The following is a 20,989-nucleotide window of genomic DNA, read 5'->3' as shown; positions in this document are numbered from 1 at the left end:
TGCAATCCAATTTTAAAAAGCTATGTACGCGATAGTAGACATTGCAGGCAAACAGTTCAAAGTGGCTAAAGACCAATATATCTATGCCCCAAAGATGGAAGGCGAAGTAGGAGCTTCTGTAAGCTTCGACAAAATCCTTCTTGTTGATAACGGTGGAGATATTAAAATTGGCGCCCCTACTGTAAGTGGTTTCACAGTATCAGGAAAGATACTGGAACACGTAAAAGGCAACAAGGTGATTGTCTTCAAAAAGAAAAGAAGAAAAGGCTATGTGGTGAAGAATGGTCATCGCCAGCAGTACACCAAAGTGCAAATTGAAAGCATCGGTTAATTCTCAAACCCTTTAAAGACACAACACCATGGCACATAAGAAAGGCGAAGGTAAAGTAAAGAACGGCCGCGAATCGGAAAGCAAACGACTTGGTATTAAGATCTTTGGTGGTCAGAAAGCCATTTCAGGAAATATCATCGTTCGTCAGCGCGGTACAAAACACCATCCAGGTAAGAACGTAGGTATTGGAAAAGACCATACGTTATTTGCTTTGACAAATGGTATCGTAGTTTTCAAAAAAGGTAAATCAGATAAGTCTTTCGTTTCAGTTGAACCTGTAGCAGAAGCTTAGTTTTTTACCCAACAAAAAATAGAAAGGGCACCTTGATGAAGGGTGCCTTTTTGTTTATATATCTCCCTCACATGGGGTTCTTCGTTCAACTCCAACATCGTTAAGTGTTAAGCTACTTTTCTCTTCAAAAACACTTCCTGGAAAATACGCATTGGAATTATCTTAAAATCCATCAAAACATTACACCAACTACCAAGGTTTGTGATGAGCGGTGGAAGAATTTTAGAAGTTATTTCTCTCAAAAACCTCTTTTTATTTCATGCGAATGAAGAAACTCATCTGAATTTGAAATAAAATTTTGCGTTTAACCACGCAAACCGTTGAATATTTCATTACTCTCAATTCTTAGGTATTTTATTTCACTTACTCATACCCTATTTTAGGGCTTTTACAATTTAACCTAAACTTATAAACTATGAGGAAGATTCTACTCTTTGCTCTCTCGTGCGTTATCTCATTGCAGTTGATGGCACAGGAGCGAACGGTTACCGGAAAAGTTACCTCCGCTGAGGACGGTACTTCGCTACCCGGTGTGAACGTAGTCCTGAAAGGCACCGCTATTGGTGTAGCAACGGATGCCGATGGAAAGTACTCCATACAAATTCCTTCGTCAGGCGGAATTCTGGTTTTCACCTTTATTGGTATTGAAACAAAGGAAGTTGAGATTGGTGACAGATCAGTGATCGATGTACCACTTGCAGCCGATATCACGCAACTAAGTGAAGTGGTGGTTGTCGGTTATGGTACTCAAAGCAAAAGAGATATCAGCGGATCGATCGCTTCTGTTAAAGGATCCGATATAGCACTTGCTCCGGTACAAAGTTTTGAACAGGCTCTTGGTGGCCGTGCTGCTGGTGTTAGCATTACCGTACCAAATGGTGTGTTGAACAACCCCCCTGTTATACGCATTCGTGGTGTTAACTCTATCAACCTGAGTTCTTATCCTCTCATCGTTATTGATGGTATTCCAACATATTCTGGCGATAACTCTACGAACTCCGCTCCTAACAACCCGCTTAGTAACCTCAACACTTCTGACATAGAAAGTATAGAAGTTTTGAAAGATGCTTCTGCCAGTGCGATCTACGGATCAAGAGCTGCTGCCGGTGTTATCCTGATCACAACCAAGAGAGGAGCAAAAGGCAAAAGTAAATTTACATATGATGCTTGGATCGGTTGGACAAAACCTGTTCGCCTTTTCGATATGTTGAATGCCGAAGACTATATGATGATCAAAAACGAAGGCATTGCAAACTTAAATGAGAACACCAGACGTAAAACAGGAACGTATGGTACTGCTATAGAAGGCAGCTTCCAATACCCTAAAGACGCCAATGGTAATCCTATTCCAACGGATACAAAGTGGTATGACTACGTTTACAGAACCGGCTTCTCTCACTCAAACAGCTTGAGTTTCTCCGGAGCATCAGATAATACGTCCTATTATGTCTCTCTTGGCCATACAAAACAGGAAGGTATGTTGAAGAGAAACGAGTTTGAGCGTACTTCTTTACGCCTCAATCTTGATCATAAAGTGTTTGATAAATTTACTGTAGGTACAAGCTTCTCATTTGCTAACATTACCAACTCTGCGCCTAACTCAGGTTCTTTGAATGGCCAGGCTTATGGTACTGCCGGTTTAGGAAGATTACCACTTGTATTGCCTCCTAACGTTGCTGCTTACAATGCAGATGGTACTTACAATCTGAATGGTGCTGGTATAGGAGCTGGTGGCAACTTGAATCCTACTTCGAACCCAAGCAGTCCGGGAGCTTTGGTAACCGGATATTACAACCCGGCTCTTATTCTGGACAAGAATACTTTTACGTCTGAAAGCAATCAAATACAAGGAAATATATATGCTGCCTGGGAAGTTGTTAAAGGATTAACTTTGAAAACAACCTACGGTATCGACAGAATTTCTTTTGAAGATATATCATTCCAAACCTCGCTTGGCGGTGATGGTTTCTCAACGGGTGGTTCTGCTACAAACACTTACAGAACTAACAAACGCTGGAACTGGCAGAACACAGTTCAATACGATCTCGAAGTTGGCAAACACTTCTTCTCGATCCTTGCTGGTGGTGAACAACAGTATACCAAAATCGACAGATGGGGAGCTACCCGTACATCTATAGCGGATATTTTCTTCCAAAGCTTCCAGGGTAACTATACTAACATTGCCGTAGCAAATAACTTGCAAGGAGAAAATTACCTGGTTTCTTATTTCGGTCGTATCAACTATGACTTTGGCAAAAAATACTTTGCTTCATTGAACGTCAGAAGAGACGGTTACTCTGCATGGGCTGATAAATATGGTAACTTCTACGGAGCATCTCTCGGATATACTATATCTGAAGAAGACTTCTGGAAGAATACATCTGTGCTTAGCACAATCGACTTCTTCAAATTGAAAGGTAGCTATGGCGAAGTTGGTAACAGCCAGGGTGTAAATGACTTTGCATCACTGAACACTTATTCATCAGGATTGTATGGAGCAGTTGCTACACTGGGTTATAACCAGGCTGGTAACTCATTACTCACATGGGAAACCAGTAAGAAAACTGATATCGGATTTTCTTATGGTCTACTTCATGACAGAATTCAGGGTGAGTTCTCCTGGTATAGAAACCTTGTAGACGGACTTATTCTTGATGTTGCTCAGGCTCCATCAAAAGGTATTCCTAATCCAACTAGTGCTAATACAATTCCCGCGAACATCGGTTCATTGGAAAATAAAGGGATTGAATTTTCCATCAAGTTCAACGCTATCAGCAAAACCAACTTCAGCTGGACTATCGGTGGTAACATCACGACTCTTAAGAACAAGGTGTTAGCGCTTACATCTGATGCTGATCGTATCGGTACAGCTACTTCTACGCTTGAAACTTCTAACTATACTACAGTTGGTCGTTCATTAGGAAGCATTCTTGCTGTTCCTACCATCGGTGTAAATCCTGAAAACGGAAGACGTCTGTTTGTAAAAGCAGATGGAACTGTTGTTCAATACGACCACGGAGGTGCAGGCACTGGCTGGACAACACTGGAAGGCAATACTATTTCAGCACCTACTCAATTACAAGATGGTGTTTACTACAATGCTATACCAAAATGGTACGGTGGTCTTGATAACACCTTGCGCTATAAGAATTTCGACTTAGGTATATTCTTCCAATTCTCTGGTGGCAACTATATATACAACGGTACGAAATCGGGTTTGCGTGATCAACGCTTCTGGAACAACCATACGGATGTATTGGATCGCTGGACTCCTGAACACACCAATGGATCTATACCTCGCGTAGTATATGGCGATAACATCTCTAACGGTTCTGCACTGGTTATTTCCGAGAACGTTGAGAAAGGAGATTTCCTGCGTTTGAAAAATGTATCTCTTGGATATAGCGTACCAAAAGCAATTCTTGAAAAAATCAAAGTTGCCAATGCACGTATCTACGGACAAGTACAAAATGCATTCCTGATCACTGGTTACACTGGTATCGACCCAGAGATTTCTTCTAACGGTAACAGCACAACAGGTGGTGGTGTAGACAGAAACTCTGTTGGACAAGCCAGAACCTTCACGATCGGTGTAAATGTGGGCTTCTAAACTATTATGAATTATGAGAATGAAAAATATATATAAGATATATAGGAAGGGTACAGCACTGGCGTTTGCTTCAGTGTTTACATTCGGAGTATTTTCTTGCCAGACAGATTTACTGGATCCGGTTCCAAAAACACAGATCATCGATCAATATGCTTTTGATACACCGGATCGTGTTTCGCTACAGGTAAACAACCTGTATACTGCTGTAAAGAACGGTCAGTTTCTGGGTGGCAGATATCAGGTATATAATGATATCCGTGCTGAGGATTTTCTGAACCGCACTACAAACGGTGTTACCGGTTTGTTGGTTTGGAACCAGACAGTAACTGAAACTTCTCAAAACGATGTAATCAGTCTCTGGAATGCAGCCTATGCTGCTATCAACCAGATCAACGTATTTCTGCAAGGACTGGAAGACAACGATGCTAAATTTGTTCCTCCGACTTTCGCGGCAGATTACAAAACAGCAACACTTCCTGCGTTTAAAGCAGAAGCTCGTTTACTCAGAGCGCTGTCTTACCACTGCCTGTTGCAATTGTATGCAAAACCATATACTATGGGAGGTACCAATAAAGGACTTCCTTTGCGCTTGCAGGCAGAAACTTCATTGGCAAACAATGATCTGAAGAGAAGCACTGTTGCTGAAGTATATACACAGATAATAGACGATCTGAATTTTGCAGAGCAAAATCTGCCTTTAACCTATACTGGCTCTTCCGCTTCAACATTGAATGTAACACGCGCTCACAAAAACACTGCAATTGCACTTAAGACTCGTGTTTACTTAACGATGGGAGACTATGCATCGGTAATTACAGAAGCGAATAAAATTGTACCAACCACTGGTCCATTTAAAGCTGCTACCGGAGTACCTCATGCATTGCAAGCAACTGCTGCCGCTGTATTTGCATCTCCTCAGGAGACAACGGAGAGTATATTATCTTTCCCTTTCACTGCGCAAAATACTCCTGGCACACAAAACCAGTTAGCATTTTATTACCGTTCGTCCTCTACATCCTCTTCAAACCCTGGCGGTGGCGAGTACGGATTGAATACGAAGAAAGGCGTTGGTATCTTAGGAGATACTGCAGGTTGGCCGGTGGCTGATGCCAGAAGAAGCTTTGCCTATAAAGTAGGAACAGAATATTTCTGGGGAAAATATCCTTCAGGAACTCCTTATATCGACAAGGCTCCTGTAATTCGCTATGCCGAAGTGCTTCTTAACTTATCAGAAGCAATTGCCAGAACTACTGCCGATGTTGACACACGTGCTCTTGAGCTGCTCAATGCCGTGCACCAGCGTTCTATTGCAACTGCTGCTGCTCCTGCCGATAATACAGAGTTGTTAGCTGCTATCAAGCTTGAAAGAAGAATCGAGTTTCTCGGTGAAGGTATTCGCGGTATGGACATTCTTCGTTTGAATGATGACTTCCCTGCCAAAGCTTCCGTTGGTGCCGTGCCAAGCACTGCGTTAAATTATATCTGGCCTATTCCTGCACCGGAATTGGCTGCGAATAAATTAATGGAACGTAACGACTAAGGATATAATCATCCGAAAAACAAAAGGCCGTCTTATTACAGACGGCCTTTTTTATTTCTTATTATATATAGCTGCTATTACAGCGATATACTTACAAAAACTTTATCCTAACGCCTCAACAGCTTTCACTTCTCCAGGCATCATGCGGGTAAAGAGATTTTCTATACCTGCTTTTAATGTTACCATAGATGAAGGGCAACCACTACATGAACCTTGTAATCTTACTTTTACTATACCTTCGTTGAATGAGTGATAGGTGATAGCACCTCCATCCTGCTCTACTGCCGGACGGATATATTCATCCAGGATTGTTTTTATTTTCTTAACGGTCTCTGTCTCTTCACCTGCGTGAACAACTTCTTCATCTTTTATTTCGATGATGAATTTACCTGCTTCCAGGTATTTCTTGATGTATTCTTTCAGCGTGCTTTGTATTTCCAGCCACTCTACATCTTCTTTTTTTGTAACAGTGATGAAGTTGCTGGCAAAGAAAACGCGATCAACAAATGGGAATGAGAATAATTCCTGGGCAAGAGGCGAAATACTTGCGCTCTCAGCATTCGGAAAATCAAAACTCATCGCTTCGGGAACGAGCATTTCGTTCACCACAAACTTCAATGAATTTGGATTCGGGTTCGATTCCAGGTAGATATGAACATTTTTAGGGGCGGCCTGTAACATGATTTCTGTTTTATAATTCCGGAACAAAATTAAGGGATTTTAGTTCACGAAACAGCCAGACCTGAACTCTAAGAATTGGGGGCTTCAAGCGAATTTTCCCAACGGCTCACCACAGCAGTAGCAATGCTGTTGCCTATTACGTTGGTTGCACTACGCCCCATGTCTAACAATGGATCAATACCGATCAATAATGCGAGACCGGCTTCCGGAATATTAAACGTTGCCAACGTTCCGGCAATTACCACCAGCGAAGCACGCGGCACTCCGGCAATACCTTTACTGGTCACCATCAACACAAACAACATACTTAACTGAGTGCCTAGCGCTAAATGAATGCTGTATGATTGTGCGATGAACAATGAGGCAAACGTCATATACATCATACTACCATCCAGGTTGAAAGAATATCCTAGTGGAAGCACAAAGCTTACGATCTTATCCTTGCATCCAAATTTCTCCAGCTCTTCCATCGTTTTAGGAAAAGCCGCTTCGCTGCTGGATGTACTGAAGGCCAGTAACACCGGTTCCTTTACACGCTTTATCAACGTGATGATACGCTTGCCTATAATAAAAAAACCAGCCGTGATTAATAATGTCCACAGCAACGCAAGCCCTATATAAAATTCGCCAATGAAGAGGGAGTACGTTTTTAAAATACCCAAACCCTGCTTGGCAATAACGGCTGTCATAGCACCGAATACTGCCAGCGGAGCAAAGTTCATAACATAGCCGGTAACTTTCAGTATAACATGTGCCGCTGCATCAAAAGCTTTTATAATAACTTTTCCGTGTTCGCCTACCGCAGCCGTTGCAACACCAAAGAACACAGCAAACACTACGATCTGCAGAATCTCATTCTTTGCCATTGCTTCAAACACAGAGCTGGGAAACATATGATAAAGAAAATCTTTCAGAGAGAATCCTGTATTGGTAACTACGCGCTCATTGCTTTCAGGCAGAGGCAGGTGCATGGCAGTTCCTGGTTCAAAAAGATTTACCAGGATCAACCCGAGAAGAAGACTTAACAACGATGCGCTGATAAACCAAAGCAATGTTTTACCACCAATGCGCCCCACGGTATTTATATCTCCAAGCTTGGCAACACCTACTACCAGTGTGCATAATACCAGCGGAGCTACAATCATTTTAATAAGTCGCAAAAATATATCAGCCATCAGCGAGAATGGCTCCATCTTCTTATCGCGGGCCGCGATTGCTTCACTTCGTTGTGCTACAATACCTTTCTTTTCCTGCTCCAGTTTTTGATATACTATGCTATCAGACGCAAGACTGATTTCACCATTTATAAATTCGATCTTCGCATCTGCAGAGGCTATCTTTGCGTTCTCCTGGTCCACATAGTTTTTATTGAGTATAAAACCCAGTGTGATACCAATCAGCAGAGCAACGATGATATATAGCGTAAGTCTGTTTTTCTTTTCAGCTTTAATTTCAGCCATAAGGGATTCTTAACAATTAAATGTGCAACTGTAATCCTGCGTGGACTAACGGTCATACGTTGGCGCAATATACTTGAAAAAGCTAATGATGCGAATGCCTAAGGCTGTATCGATAGCGGTTTCTTCAACACTGTCTTTTCTTTCGCGAAAGAGTTAACTTCCGTTAATGAGCAAGCTGTTTCTGCTTTTGATTTTTGTTACTGTTACAGGTTATGGCCAGCAGGATAGCCTGTCTGCAAAACGCTTTCGACTCACACCACTTCCGGTGATCTACTATTCGCCCGAGACTCGCCTGGGCTTTGGAGCACTGCTTGCCGCAAACTTTGAAACAGTGAAGATTCCGGACAGCATTACACGGAGCTCATATGCGCAGACTTATTTTCTTTATACGATCAACAAACAGTATGACTGGGGCACGTTGGTGCGACTATATACTCCCGGAAATAAATATATCGTGCAGGGGAAATTTAATTATACCTTCTTCCCTGAGTATTACTATGGTATAGCAACAGAAGAACCGGAATCCGGCAAAGACACGATTCAATATAATCGTGTTGGTGTTGACCTGCGATTTTATAGGCAATGGAAAAAACATTTCTTTGCAGGCATTGCAACACGCTATAACAAAATTACAAATGTTGAGGCCGGCCAGGGACATTTCATTGAAGACAAACCAACTGGCTATAATGATTACTGGGTTTTAGGATTTGCTCCTGCATTTACCATTGAAACGCGCGACAACTATGTATATCCCCGAAAGGGATTTTACCTGGAAGCGCTATACTATATACATCCATCGTGGAGTGGCAAAAGTTATAGTTTTCGTTCTTTCAAGCTTGACATTCGTCAATACTATCCGTTAAAATTAATCAGCAGTATAGATGCAGTCGCTTTTCAACTATTGGCCAATCTTAACACGGGCAATGTTCCCTTCAAGGATATGGCAGATATAGGAGGATCGTATACTATGCGAGGATATTATACCGGCTTTTATCGCTATAAAAATCTGTATGCTTTTCAGGCTGAGTATCGCACAATGATATGGTGGCGACTGGGATTAGCTGTGTGGGCCGGAGCTGCATTAACACCTGAAAAATGGTATACTCTCTCCGATCATTCCGTTAAGCCCAATGCTGGTATAGGTTTACGCATTATGATGAATAGAAAAGACCGATTGAATGTACGCGTTGATCAGGGCTTTGGTAAAAAGGATCAACGCGGATTTTACCTGGATATAGCGGAAGCGTATTAGAGTTTAGAAGTTTTTGCACGCATCAGAAAATCCACTAACACCAGAGCAGCCATTGCTTCAACAATAGGAACAGCACGCGGCACCACGCAAGGATCGTGACGTCCTTTACCACTCACCGTAGTTTCATTACCATGCTTATCAACACTCGGCTGGTCTTGCATAATAGTAGCAACGGGCTTGAAGGCTACATTGAAGTATATATCTTCGCCATTGGTTATACCTCCCTGTATACCTCCGGAGAAATTTGTTTTCGTTTTTATCTTTCCTCCTTCGTTGTAAAACTCATCATTGTGTTGTGAACCACGAAGTTTGGTTCCTTCAAAGCCACTTCCGTATTCAAATCCCTTTACTGCATTTATACTCAGCATAGCCTTGCCCAATTCAGCATGGAGCTTGTCGAATACAGGTTCACCAAGTCCTACAGGAGTATTTTTGATCACTCCGGTAACAATCCCTCCAACGGTATCACGATCCAATCTTACCTGATCGATGAACGCGATCATCTTCTCAGCCGTAGCAGCATCAGGACAGCGCACTATATTATCTTCTGTTTTACTCAGATCAAGTTGAGTATAGTGCGGAGCTTTTATATCGCCAACTTCCGATACAAATGCATTGATCTCTACACCATGTTGTTTGAGAATTAACTTCGCTATAGCACCAGCCGCTACACGTGCAGCTGTTTCACGCGCAGAGCTTCTGCCTCCACCTCTATAATCGCGCACACCATATTTAGCCTCATAAGTATAGTCGGCATGTGATGGACGGAATGCTTCTGCTATATGACTATAATCTTTACTGCGCTGATCCTGGTTCTCAATCACAATAGCAATGGGTGTTCCCGTAGATTTACCTTCGAAGACACCACTGAGAATTTTAAATGTATCGTCCTCTTTTCGTTGTGTTGTAATTTTAGATTGACCAGGCTTTCTGCGATCTAGCTCTGATTGAATAAACGCTTCATCAATCAATAAACCTGCAGGGCAGCCATCAATCACTACACCAATGGCCGGACCGTGTGATTCGCCAAAGGTTGATATTTTAAAAAGGGTTCCGTACGAATTGCTCATGCGGGGTCGAAGATAGGAGAAGGAGTGAATTAATTAAAAGACAAACTTCTTTTTATAGTTCGCTTATTTTTTGAACACCAGAAATACTGCAGCACCAAGCATTACTACTATAAATCCATTGAATAACCATTGTTGCCAACGATCGTTAGCGATTGTCTGAAGTTTGTTATCCGATGCATCGATCTTGTCATAAAAGCTTCCGAGGTCGTTCGATTGAATCGCTTCATTCTTTTTACTTTCACCTGTTACATATACTGTAAGCTTGGATTTGAGTGTATCGTACTTTGCTTTAGCCGGGTTGAAGAACACCCACTGATAATAGTCGCCCATCTTATACTGGCCGGGTTCTTTCGGTATCATAAAATAGCTGAACGATTTTGTTCCTGTAACACGGTTGTTTTGTCGTGTAATGTTCTGCTCAACGTTAGGTTCATATACTTCAAAATTACCATCGCGCTTTACCACCGGTTTATCAATGGCTGATATATTCCCTTCGCCATAAATATTAAATTCATACGGAGCGCTGTTGCCTGTTTCAAGATCTACATTGCGCATGCGTTCGTCAAGATGATAATCGCCAACAGCAACAGCATCTTTTAACGGATGGGGCGGCAATGGCTTTACACTTACACGCTTCGGCTTACTGCGAAAAGTTTTGAAATCTTCTTTTCTGTTCTGACCGAAGAAGGAAGGGTTCTTGGCAACCTTATACTTGATCATCTTCATATCAAATGCCGGGAACTCCACAGGCTCTGTATTGAGTGGATACATAGTGGCCTGGTATATTTTATATTGTGTATAATCTTTACCGCCAATCGTTACACTTTCGCCCTCTATATTTTCAATATTGAAGTTCTCTTCCCAGCAGTTAGCAGGTTTTACTTTCTTGAGTATATCTGTGATCTGTTTGCCGAGTTCATAAAATTGCAGCGGTGCCCTGTTATCGGCAGCAACATAAAAGGAAATGGTTGTGTTGAATCCTTCTCCAACATATACTTCATTTTTACTGGTAGTCAGTGCGAGAAAGGCATCGTCCTGTATATCTACAAATTCTGTTTCATTGCGACCGAAGAAATCATCAGGGCGATCGAAGAAGTCACGCAGCGGATCGCGTTGTTGCTGCAGTGGAGGACCAACCTTTACTTTTTTGCCTGGTACATTTATAGGCTTGTCATTTACTTTTAGGGTAAAAGAAGGAATTGTAATCACTCCCTGCTTCAATGGCAGGTAAGTCATGATAACACTTTGTGATGAAGATATCTGTCCGTTAATAATATTCGTACTCGACTGTGTAGAGGTACCACGTTTTTTAAAACCAGTGATCTCCGGAAAATTATCATAACTCTTTAACCGATCGTTCTGCACCGTGATGGTGATCGTCCACGCCTGGTTCTCGCCTATTTCGTCTGGCCCAAGCGTTATCTGGGCAGTTTGTGCCTGGGCTGTTACTGAAAAGAAAATAACAGCTAAAAGTCCTATGCTTGCCTTTATCGAAAAAAATCTACGCATACGAAAATATAATCGTGATTAGTCGTTACAAAAATACAGAATAGCCCAATGGCAACTTACCAGTAAAACGTTAATCGGCCGAAACCTGCTTTTTTTGAAGCATTGGAGGTTTAAAACTACCCTGATTTAAGGCATGCTGACAAAAAGTTTACGGTTTGTTCTTTTGGATGTTCAGATAATTTTCTACCTTAACAGTTGTTAGGGGATACCTATTTTTTTAACTATTAAATTTTGCCATGCTGCATTACGCGAAAACCGTTCTGACAAAAGTTAGTTTCGATGCTCTTTTGTTTGAGAAAGAGTTACGGAAGGCTATTAAGTTATTGATAGCAGAAGAAGTAAACGAACTCAGACGTTGGTGTTATACCAGGTTTGGGACAGAACACGAAGCAATTCTGAATCGTTGCTTTGTGGTGGCCTAGCATTAAAACTCATTAACCGAAACCTCTGACCCCCGACTTGAATAGAGTCGGGGGTTTTTATTATCACCCAGATTTCGCAAATGACCGCAGAATTACCTGGAAGCAAAGTATATATATAGCAGCTTTGAATATCGGATAACTAATAACGGAATTGAATATCGAATACCGAACTGGGATGTTGAGTGTAGAGGTATAGATACGGTTACTCCAGGAATCGGATGTTGCGTTTCAGACCTTCGAGCTTGGTGCGTTTTACTGCAGAGTGACGAAAAAGCTTTTGAAAAACATCATCGGTTATTTCACGCCACTCTTGTCGCGTCATTTTTTCGAGATCAGGGTGTGCGTTGAATGCCAGCTCGCTATGCGGTTTAGAGAAACTGTTCCAGGGACAAACGTCCTGACATATATCGCATCCAAATATCCAGTTCTCAAATTTACCTTTCACATCGGTAGGTATTTCTTCTTTCAGTTCAATGGTAAAGTATGATATACATTTACTGCCATCTACAGTATAGGGCTCGGGTATAGCATCAGTCGGACAGGCATCCATACAGGCAGTGCAAGTGCCGCAGTAATCTTTAACAGGTCCATCGTAGTCCAGCTCTATATCGATGATCAGCTCTGCCAGGAAGAAGAAACTTCCCATCTGTTTATTCAGCAGCAAACTATTTTTACCAATCCATCCGAGGCCACTGCGTTTGGCCCACACACGCTCCATTACCGGTGCTGAGTCTACAAATGCACGCCCCTGTATAGCTCCTACCTTTTCTTCCAAGCGTTGCATCATCAGCCTCAATTTGTCTTTGATCACAAAATGATAGTCTTCGCCATACGCATATTTAGCGATCTTAAACTCACCTTCTCTTGCAAGATCTTTTTCCGGGTAATAATTATAGATCAGGCTTACTACCGATTTAGCGCCCGGCACCAGCAGCGTAGGATCAAGTCGTTTATCAAAATGATTTTCCAGGTAACTCATCTTGCCCTGATAGCCGCGCTTCAGCCACGCCTCTAACCGAGGTGCTTCATCTGCGAGAAACTCTGCTTTTGCTATTCCACAAAAGCTAAAGCCCAGCTCGGTTGCCACCTGCTTGATGAAACGTGTATATTCTGTTGGCTGCATTGATGCAAAGGTACGCTATAGCAGCGGCACAGGAATGTATTACGGAACCAACAACATCTGCTGCAGTTCTTTTTTTACCTGGGCCGGTGATTGAAAGTGAATCGTGTTTAATCCCACTGCTCTCGCTCCTTCAATGTTCTTGATGTTATCATCAATAAAGAGCGACTCTGCCGGATTGATCTGGTAGCGATCGAATAATATCTGGTAAAATTCAGGGAAAGGCTTTCGTGTTTTTTCAACGCCCGATACAACTATACCTTCAAACCAATGTAGAAATTCAAAGTTATCGAGCGCCCACGGAAATGTTTGGGCCGACCAATTGGTCAGTGCGTATAGCCTGTGCGATGAGTTTTGTTTGAAATGCCTTAAGATCTCTACCGTTTCATGAAGAGGTCCTGGTATAGTTTCCTGCCAGCGATCGTACCATGCACGTATAGGCAATTCCCACTCCGGATGTTTTTTTATTAATTCAAGCGTTGCTTCTTCGAAGGAGCGTCCTGCATCTTGCTGATCGTTCCATTCGTTGGTACATATATTCTCCAGGAACCAGGAAACTTCTTCTTCCGTCTTAAATATTTTCCGGTATAAATAGCGTGGGTTCCAATCGATCAGCACACCACCGAGATCAAAGATAATTGTGTTGATATTCGTGTTCATGATATATAGGGAGAGTATACAAGCACGTGAATGGCTTGTGGATAATAGTTACGATTGTAAGATTTGCGGGTCGTACATTCCTGAATTTATGTTAAGGCTAATCGCTTTACTACATGCCCGGCTATGCTCTCGGGAGAGATAGTAGTGAGGCAAGCGAAATCGCCACGAAAACATTTTTCTTTTCCATATACCGAGCATGGTCGGCAAGGCAATTCTTCGCGCGGAACCTGGATGATGCTGCCGTTACTATAGTTATAGGGGCCAAAGCCTACATCCGGATGTGTACCTCCCCAGATAGAAAGCAGTGGCACACCGGATAGTGCCGCCAGGTGCATATTGGAAGAATCTACACAAATCATCAGATCGAGATGTTTCATCAGCGCAATCTCTTGTCGCAGTTTTAATTTACCGGCAATCACTTCACAGTGCTCCGGAAATTTTTCTCTCAGCGATTCAAAATATTTTATCTCCTTGTCTCCTCCACCAAACAGAAAAAACTTTGCCGAAGTTTTTTGAAGTATAGACTCTATCAATGCCGGATAATTTTCCAATGGCCATATCTTGGATTTGTGCATGGCGAAGGGAGCTATACCAATCCACTTCGTAAGGTCCATCGACTTTTTATACAAGAACCATCCCGAAGCATTCTCGATCGATTCGCTCAGTGGCAAATATGGAGCCTCACCAATTTTGAATGGATAACCTGCTTTCTCAAGCGCAAGTCGATAGCGATCCACCGTATGGATCAGCGGTGTGGTAACCTTATTCTCCTTACGACTAAATGCTTTTTTCTCTGCTCTACCTTTTTCAAACACTACTACTTTCGAACCGAATAATTTGAAGAGCGATCGCAGAATCATGGTACGCACATGGTCATGCATATCCAACACCAAATCGTACGGCCCTTTGCGCATTAGCTTACGAAAGAGATCGCGCATGCCCAGCACACCGGTATAGGTATAGTCTACGTCAGCAGGAAAAACAGAGACACGATCAATGTCAAAAAACAACGGACCAAACTTCGGACGAGTTACCACTGTTACTTCAACATCGGGATACGCGGCAGTCAGCGACCTGACTACCGGTACAAGGAGTGTTACATCACCCATTGCTGAAAACCGAAGTATAAGTATCTTCTTCAAGCGTTTATTTTTTCTGACCGTATAACATAGGGTTCAGGGATGCATCATTATACATCTTCATCTGGCGATATACTTTGAATCTGCGATTGCCCTGACCAATATCTTCTATAAGTTCATCAAATGCGAGTTGCATGTCGGTACGCTGCTCCATTAACACCGAAAGTTTTGCCTGGCATTTTGCAATGTGCTCGGCTGTAGCATCGGTACGCTCCGTCTGTTCTTTCATGTGATAAATCTTGAGCAACAGAATACTCATGCGATCGAGCAACCACGCGGGTGTCTCTGAATTTATACGCGCGCCACTTTTTGGAACTATATTTTTAAATTGTTCCAGAAAGTAATCATCGATCTTTTCAACCATATCGGTGCGATCCTGGTTCGACTTATCAATTCTTCTTTTGATCTGGATACCTTCTGTCGGGTTGATCTCCGGCAAACGGATTATATCTTCCAGGTGCCACTGCACAGTGTCGATCCAGTTTTTGATGTATAACAAATGTTCGAAGCTTCCGGCAGGAAACGGGTTTTTTACAGGAGTATCCACGTGATCGTGTACGTGATAATCGTCAATACTTTGTTGAAAAACTTTGTAGCACTGATTTGCTGACAGCATATCCAAGGTAATTAGGTTGCAAATTTAAACGTTATCTCCCAATCTTACTGGTTCGCGATGAAATGTTAAATTCAACCCGATCAAACAGTTTGCCACGAGTAGCTATAAATTGATAACATGTCGTCACACCACTTTGTAAAAGAAGGTCAGGAACCAGCCCTGTTTATTATTCATGCGTTATCACTTGAACTTGTGCAGCCTCTGTTAGAATGGGCACCGCTTGTTATTGTCATGGATTCTGCCATAGATGAAGTATTACACTGGGGGATTAAGATCGATGCAGTCATCAGCACAACGGCTGGTATACCGGTTTTGGAAGAAAAGCTGGCCGATCAGTTTCCCATAACTATTCAGCCCTATGCCATACATGAAGATGCCTTTGAAAAAGGAATATCATTTCTAATTGCTTCCGGTAACACAGCTGTTACCATCGTTACTGAATTGCCTCAAACCAAGTTTCAACTTGCAACAGCACACCCGGAATTACAATTTGTGTTGATGGACGACAAATTAAAATGGTCGCGATACACAACATCATTTGAAAAATGGATGACGGCTAATACACCCGTTTTTATTCATAAAGAAAAGTCTGATCAAACATTATTACTGGACGGATTAATACCTGATGGCGACCAGTTTAGCACAATGAAAGATGGTAGGGTACAAGTAAAATCAGATAGTGGTTTCTGGATCGGTGAGCAGCCCTGAGAAATTATTTTTAGGGGCATAGGGGTAAATCTTTTGAGGATTGTCATAACCTCGAAGCCATAAAAACGTAAATTTCGCTGTTAAAGCAGACCCAAAAGCAGTGGAATTCACGGAACAACGGACACTCACATCGCTTAAGACAGGCGATATAACTGCTTTTGAAATGTTATTCCGAACCCACTATCAGCCTCTTTGCAACTACGCATACACCTTCGTTCAGGATCGTGACGAAGCCGAAGAGATCGTGCAGTCAACATTTCTGTCGGTTTGGGAGAAGCGCGAAAATCTCGAAATCCGCACGGCAGTAAAGCCCTATCTCTATGCCATGGTACGCAACGCATGCCTCAATGTATTGAAGCATGAAAAGATCAAACAGCAACATGCTACTATAGAGATGGCCGTAGCTGAGAAAAGCGTTGAGTCTGTTGCGCGAACTGTAATGGCATCTGAACTGGAAACCAGAATTTATGAAGCGATGGAAAAACTTCCGCAGCAATGCCGGATCATTTTTAAGTTAAGTCGCTTTGAAGAACTTAAATATTCTGAGATAGCAGATCAACTGAACCTCTCTGTGAAAACAGTGGAGAACCAGATGGGAAAGGCTTTGAAGATTATGCGCGAACAGTTGAAAGACTATCTCCCTATACTCATTGTTTTGATGAACGGATTTCTTAATTAATCGCCTTGCAATACAACACGAACGATATTGATGACCTGATTGGTAAGTACCTGGCTGGAGAAGCTTCGCAGGAGGAAATCGACTTCGTGGAGGCGTGGCGATCGCAGAGTGATGCTAACCAACAGTATATCGAGCAACTGCAAACTATTTTCGTAAGAGCTTCTTCTGTAAAAGAATGGCAACAGTTTGATACCGATGCTGCGTGGAGTAAAATGAAATCGAAGCTGCATCCGAAAGACGGCCGTGTTATACCGATGCAGAGAGATTCCAGTTTCTCTTTCCTGAAAATTGCAGCCAGTATACTTGTTGTAGTAGGTATAGGTTGGTTTGCCTATCGTGCGCTATATCCGGGCATCAGCAAGCCGGTTGAAGTTATTGCCGACAGACAAACCACGAGCGATACATTGCCAGATGGAAGCGATGTATACCTGAACAAGCAAACCAAGCTCACCTATTCATACGATAAGAAAAAGAAGAGCCATGTTGTAAAACTGAAAGGCGAAGCTTATTTCAACATCAATCACCAGGATGAAAAGAAATTCCTGGTAGATGCAGAAGGTGTTTTTATTCGCGATATAGGTACATCGTTTAACGTAACGGCTTACCCGGAATCCAACACCGTAGAAGTTGTAGTGGTAGAAGGTGAAGTACAATTTTTTACTGACAATAATGCCGGTATACAATTGAAAGCGGGAGGCAAAGGTGTTTATAACAAAATATCCAAGACCTTTTCTATCGAACAACCTGAGAATAATGTACTCTCCTATAAAACAAAGTTCTTCAGCTTTAGCAACACCGATCTTGTTTCAGTAGCAGAAGCCCTGAACAGTGTATACGATAAGAAGATTGTGATCAGCAATTCGCTGCAGCATTGCCATCTTACGGTTTCATTTAATGATGAAGATATACATGAGATCGCCCAGGTGATTGCTGAAACACTGAATCTTACCATTCGCGAAACAGCAACCGAAATTGTGTTGGAGGGCCAGGGTTGTGAAAACCAGTAGTATATATCTGGTCGTTGCCTTTCTGCTGCTGGCACCATGGGCACAGGCAAAGGTGATAGAAAATCCGAAGAAGCCTTTGCTGGAACAAGTTATTACTATACGACTGGAAGGCGAAACGCTAGCCTCTGCGTTGAAGAAGCTCGGAGACCTTGGCGGCTTTACATTTTCCTATAGCCCGGATATACTCGATGCCAACCGTATAGTTTCTTACGAAGGCGCAAACAAAACGGTGCGCGAAGTACTGGATGAACTCTTCAAAGGAACGATCCAGTATAAAGAACGAAAGAAACATATTATACTCACCAAAGCAGATCCAGGCCCCAAGGACACCAGAAAAGTAAGCGGGTATATTATTGATGAAGCCACAGGCGAGCGGCTCAGGAATGTAAGTATATATGACCCTGTATCACTATCCTCTGCAGTAACCGATGCATACGGATATTTTCAAATTGAAGTTCCCAAGCCCTCGAATGAAGAAGTAAGTCTCGCAGTAAAAAAACTCAACTATGCCGATACGCTGGTGATGGTGCCGGGAGGTAACGGTCTACTCAACGTCCCTATAAGAATCGATAAAGAGAAACTAAATATACTGGCAGATAGTGTCGGCAAAAAACTAAAACGATTCTGGCTGTCAACAAAAAGCGCCACCATACAAGCTATAAATATGATGAACATTGACGATACACTACATCGTCATTTTCAGTTTTCAGTGGTTCCCTTTATCGGAACAAATCATAAGCTGAGTGGTAACATTATCAATGAATACTCTTTGAATATGCTGGGTGGTTATTCATTGGGTGTAGAAAAACTGGAGATAGGAGGATTGTTCAATGTTGTGCGTGGCGATGTACGGGGTGTACAAATAGCAGGGCTCGCCAACGGTGTTGCCGGTAAAACAAATGGAGTACAGATAGCAGGATTTCTCAATGCTAATCTTGATCGTGTAGACGGATGGCAAGCTGCCGGGTTGATCAATTTTAATATGGACACTGTACGATCGGTGGCGCTGGCAGGGTTTACAAATGTTGGCCTCCGCGATTCGCGTGGTGTTAGAGTGGCTGGTCTGGCAAACGTTACTATTGGAAAACAGGAAGGTCCGAGCTTAGCCGGACTTTTTAATTTTTCTACCGGAAAAGCTGAAACACAAATATCGGGTTTCCTGAATTTTACTGCGGGCGATATGACCGGGGCACAAGTAGGAGGCCTGGTAAATTTTGCAGCGCGCAATGTTACAGGTGCACAGGTATCGGGTATCCTCAATGCCGCTCCGGGACGCATGCGTGGCGCACAGATCGGCTTTTTGAATTATGCTACTGCTATGCGCGGCTTTCAATTAGGGTTTATCAATATAGCCGACAGTATGAAAGGTATACCAGTGGGAGTTCTCAGTTTTGTTAGCCGGGGTGGCTATCATAAAATTGAAGTCTCTGCAGATGAAATATTTTATACCAACATTGCTTTTCGCACTGGTGTACGACAATTCTACAATATCATTACTGCGGGCGCCAAGCCCAACACATTTGGTAATGAAGAAACCTTCTGGACTTTTGGTTATGGTATAGGAACTGCCCCTCGCCTGTCGCGTAAACTTTTTCTGAATATAGATCTTACGGCTAATCAAGCTATAAAAGGCAACTGGATACATGCTGTAAACATGATCAACAAACTATATATAGGTATAGATTATCAGTTTGCCCGCAAGATGTCTATCACAGCAGGTGCTACACTAAATGCTTACGTTACGGATACTACCTACGACCGTTACCCCGAGTTGTTCACATCGTATAAACCTCACTTCTTCGTTGACCACACGAGTAGCAACGACCTGAACACAAAAATGTGGTTCGGAGGAAAAATCGGATTACGCTTCTTATAGAGATGGCGCAGCGAGCGTCTGGGGATTTTTACCCAACTCGCGCAGCAACTTCGCATGGCCTATCAATGCACCTATAAATGTTGGCTCTGATTTGTAGGGAAGATTAAACTCTTCTGCCGTTTTCTTTACGATAACAGATATATTCCTATAGTGTACGTGACAAACATTGGGGAACAAGTGATGTTCTACCTGGTAATTTAATCCACCAACATACCATGAAAGTATCTTATTGTTATTGGCAAAGTTTGTAGTGGTATGCAATTGGTGAATAGCCCAACTGTTTTCAATTTTACCTTCATCGTTTGGAAGCGGATACTCCGTTCCTTCAATAACGTGTGCTGGCTGAAAGATCACAGCGAGTATAAAGCCAGCGATATAGTGCATCAGAAAAAATCCGGCAAACCACTGCCAGCCATTAATTGGCAGAACGATCATCGGGAGCACTAACATATAGGCCAGGTATATAACTTTGGTAGCAATCAGAATAATCCACTCCGTGCGCACATCTGCTTTCTGATTCTTTATCAATCCATCGCGCTGGTAACGAACAATACGAACAAAGTCTTTCACAAATACCCATACAAAAGTCATAAGCCCGTATAAAACCCAGGCATAAATGTGCTGGAACTTATGAATGCCTTTCCAATCGCTATAGGGTGTCATTCTCAACACACCACGCGGACTGATATCTTCGTCCACATCGTGAATGTTGGTATAGGTGTGATGAAGTACATTGTGTTGTACTTTCCAGTTAAAGGCATTTCCTCCTACAATGTTCAATGAATAACCAAGCATTTGATTTACCCATTTCTTGTTGGAATATGCTCCATGGTTAGCATCGTGCATAACGGAAAGTCCTATACCGGCAAGACCAAACCCCATCAGTGCACACATCAGCAACATCAACCAAGGGTTCGTTACTACACCCGTCATCATCAAAATGTAGGGTGTAAAATATAGCAGGTGCATGAATATTGTTTTCACCTTCATTTCAGTATTCGCATATCTAGAAATGTT

18 protein-coding genes are annotated in these 20,989 nt (G+C 42.4%); 9 read left to right on the top strand and 9 right to left on the bottom strand.

Annotation, left to right across the window (positions count from 1 at the left end; genetic code table 11):
- Window positions 1–22: 22 nt before the first annotated feature.
- The 4 genes from rplU (at window position 23) to VIN08_RS19520 (ending at window position 5,773) form a co-directional block, all read left to right on the top strand.
- Window positions 23–331 carry a 50S ribosomal protein L21 gene (gene rplU / locus VIN08_RS19535; RefSeq protein ID WP_331968526.1) on the top strand — a complete coding sequence of 103 codons (309 nt, stop codon included), beginning with the start codon at window positions 23–25 and terminating at the stop codon, window positions 329–331.
- 28 nt (window positions 332–359) lie between these two features.
- On the top strand, window positions 360–623 hold the full coding sequence (gene rpmA, locus VIN08_RS19530) for a 50S ribosomal protein L27 (RefSeq protein WP_331968523.1): 264 nt from the start codon (window positions 360–362) through the stop codon (window positions 621–623).
- A 415-nt stretch (window positions 624–1,038) separates the two neighbouring features.
- Window positions 1,039–4,233 carry a TonB-dependent receptor gene (locus VIN08_RS19525; RefSeq protein ID WP_331968520.1) on the top strand — a complete coding sequence of 1,065 codons (3,195 nt, stop codon included), beginning with the start codon at window positions 1,039–1,041 and terminating at the stop codon, window positions 4,231–4,233.
- Between the two features lie 13 nt (window positions 4,234–4,246).
- A complete protein-coding gene (locus VIN08_RS19520) occupies window positions 4,247–5,773 on the top strand; it encodes a RagB/SusD family nutrient uptake outer membrane protein (RefSeq protein WP_331968517.1) in 1,527 nt (508 codons plus the stop codon).
- A gap of 102 nt (window positions 5,774–5,875) precedes the next feature.
- On the opposite strand, the gene VIN08_RS19515 is transcribed toward VIN08_RS19520, so the two are convergent.
- Together VIN08_RS19515 and VIN08_RS19510 are read right to left on the bottom strand one after the other, a co-directional pair.
- Complete coding sequence (locus VIN08_RS19515; protein WP_331968514.1) at window positions 5,876–6,454, bottom strand: NifU family protein; 579 nt, start codon at window positions 6,452–6,454, stop codon at window positions 5,876–5,878.
- A 68-nt stretch (window positions 6,455–6,522) separates the two neighbouring features.
- The gene (locus VIN08_RS19510) at window positions 6,523–7,914 is read right to left on the bottom strand and encodes a dicarboxylate/amino acid:cation symporter (RefSeq protein ID WP_331968511.1); all 1,392 of its coding nucleotides are present in this window, start codon (window positions 7,912–7,914) and stop codon (window positions 6,523–6,525) included.
- Window positions 7,915–8,080: 166 nt separating this feature from the next.
- Here VIN08_RS19510 and VIN08_RS19505 point away from each other — a divergent pair, with 166 nt between their 5' ends.
- The gene (locus VIN08_RS19505) at window positions 8,081–9,166 is read left to right on the top strand and encodes a BamA/TamA family outer membrane protein (RefSeq protein WP_331968508.1); all 1,086 of its coding nucleotides are present in this window, start codon (window positions 8,081–8,083) and stop codon (window positions 9,164–9,166) included.
- Here VIN08_RS19505 and aroC read toward each other — a convergent pair.
- The 6 genes from aroC to VIN08_RS19475 form a co-directional block, all read right to left on the bottom strand.
- The gene (gene aroC, locus VIN08_RS19500) at window positions 9,163–10,236 is read right to left on the bottom strand and encodes a chorismate synthase (protein WP_331968506.1); all 1,074 of its coding nucleotides are present in this window, start codon (window positions 10,234–10,236) and stop codon (window positions 9,163–9,165) included. The two genes, VIN08_RS19505 and aroC, sit on opposite strands and share 4 nt — an antisense overlap.
- Window positions 10,237–10,299: 63 nt before the next feature.
- Complete coding sequence (locus VIN08_RS19495) at window positions 10,300–11,745, bottom strand: BatD family protein (RefSeq protein ID WP_331968503.1); 1,446 nt, start codon at window positions 11,743–11,745, stop codon at window positions 10,300–10,302.
- Window positions 11,746–12,369: 624 nt separating this feature from the next.
- Entirely contained in the window at window positions 12,370–13,290 is a 921-nt protein-coding gene (gene queG / locus VIN08_RS19490) for a tRNA epoxyqueuosine(34) reductase QueG (RefSeq protein ID WP_331968500.1), read from the bottom strand.
- 39 nt (window positions 13,291–13,329) lie between these two features.
- Window positions 13,330–13,947 carry an HAD family phosphatase gene (locus tag VIN08_RS19485; protein ID WP_331968497.1) on the bottom strand — a complete coding sequence of 206 codons (618 nt, stop codon included), beginning with the start codon at window positions 13,945–13,947 and terminating at the stop codon, window positions 13,330–13,332.
- An 86-nt stretch (window positions 13,948–14,033) separates the two neighbouring features.
- A complete protein-coding gene (locus VIN08_RS19480) occupies window positions 14,034–15,089 on the bottom strand; it encodes a glycosyltransferase family 9 protein (RefSeq protein WP_331968494.1) in 1,056 nt (351 codons plus the stop codon).
- A gap of 4 nt (window positions 15,090–15,093) precedes the next feature.
- The gene (locus VIN08_RS19475; protein ID WP_331968491.1) at window positions 15,094–15,702 is read right to left on the bottom strand and encodes a DUF4254 domain-containing protein; all 609 of its coding nucleotides are present in this window, start codon (window positions 15,700–15,702) and stop codon (window positions 15,094–15,096) included.
- Between the two features lie 117 nt (window positions 15,703–15,819).
- Here VIN08_RS19475 and VIN08_RS19470 point away from each other — a divergent pair, with 117 nt between their 5' ends.
- The 4 genes from VIN08_RS19470 to VIN08_RS19455 all read left to right on the top strand — a co-directional run bounded on the left by VIN08_RS19470 (window position 15,820) and on the right by VIN08_RS19455 (window position 19,972).
- Window positions 15,820–16,410: a hypothetical protein gene (locus tag VIN08_RS19470; RefSeq protein ID WP_331968488.1), complete on the top strand. Its 591-nt coding sequence runs from the start codon at window positions 15,820–15,822 to the stop codon at window positions 16,408–16,410.
- A gap of 100 nt (window positions 16,411–16,510) precedes the next feature.
- Window positions 16,511–17,089 carry an RNA polymerase sigma-70 factor gene (locus VIN08_RS19465; RefSeq protein ID WP_331968486.1) on the top strand — a complete coding sequence of 193 codons (579 nt, stop codon included), beginning with the start codon at window positions 16,511–16,513 and terminating at the stop codon, window positions 17,087–17,089.
- A 5-nt stretch (window positions 17,090–17,094) separates the two neighbouring features.
- Complete coding sequence (locus tag VIN08_RS19460; RefSeq protein ID WP_331968483.1) at window positions 17,095–18,096, top strand: FecR family protein; 1,002 nt, start codon at window positions 17,095–17,097, stop codon at window positions 18,094–18,096.
- Window positions 18,083–19,972 carry an STN and carboxypeptidase regulatory-like domain-containing protein gene (locus VIN08_RS19455; RefSeq protein WP_331968480.1) on the top strand — a complete coding sequence of 630 codons (1,890 nt, stop codon included), beginning with the start codon at window positions 18,083–18,085 and terminating at the stop codon, window positions 19,970–19,972. The genes VIN08_RS19460 and VIN08_RS19455 overlap by 14 nt, the downstream gene beginning before the upstream one ends.
- On the opposite strand, the gene VIN08_RS19450 is transcribed toward VIN08_RS19455, so the two are convergent.
- Entirely contained in the window at window positions 19,967–20,962 is a 996-nt protein-coding gene (locus VIN08_RS19450; RefSeq protein WP_331968477.1) for an acyl-CoA desaturase, read from the bottom strand. The two genes, VIN08_RS19455 and VIN08_RS19450, sit on opposite strands and share 6 nt — an antisense overlap.
- Window positions 20,963–20,989: the final 27 nt, after the last annotated feature.

Origin of the sequence: Ohtaekwangia sp., assembly GCF_036568665.1 — a bacterium.
Classification (GTDB): Bacteria; Bacteroidota; Bacteroidia; order Cytophagales; family Cyclobacteriaceae; genus Ohtaekwangia.
The sequence above is the reverse complement of the archived record's forward strand: the minus strand, read 5'-3'. Positions and strand labels throughout refer to the sequence as shown.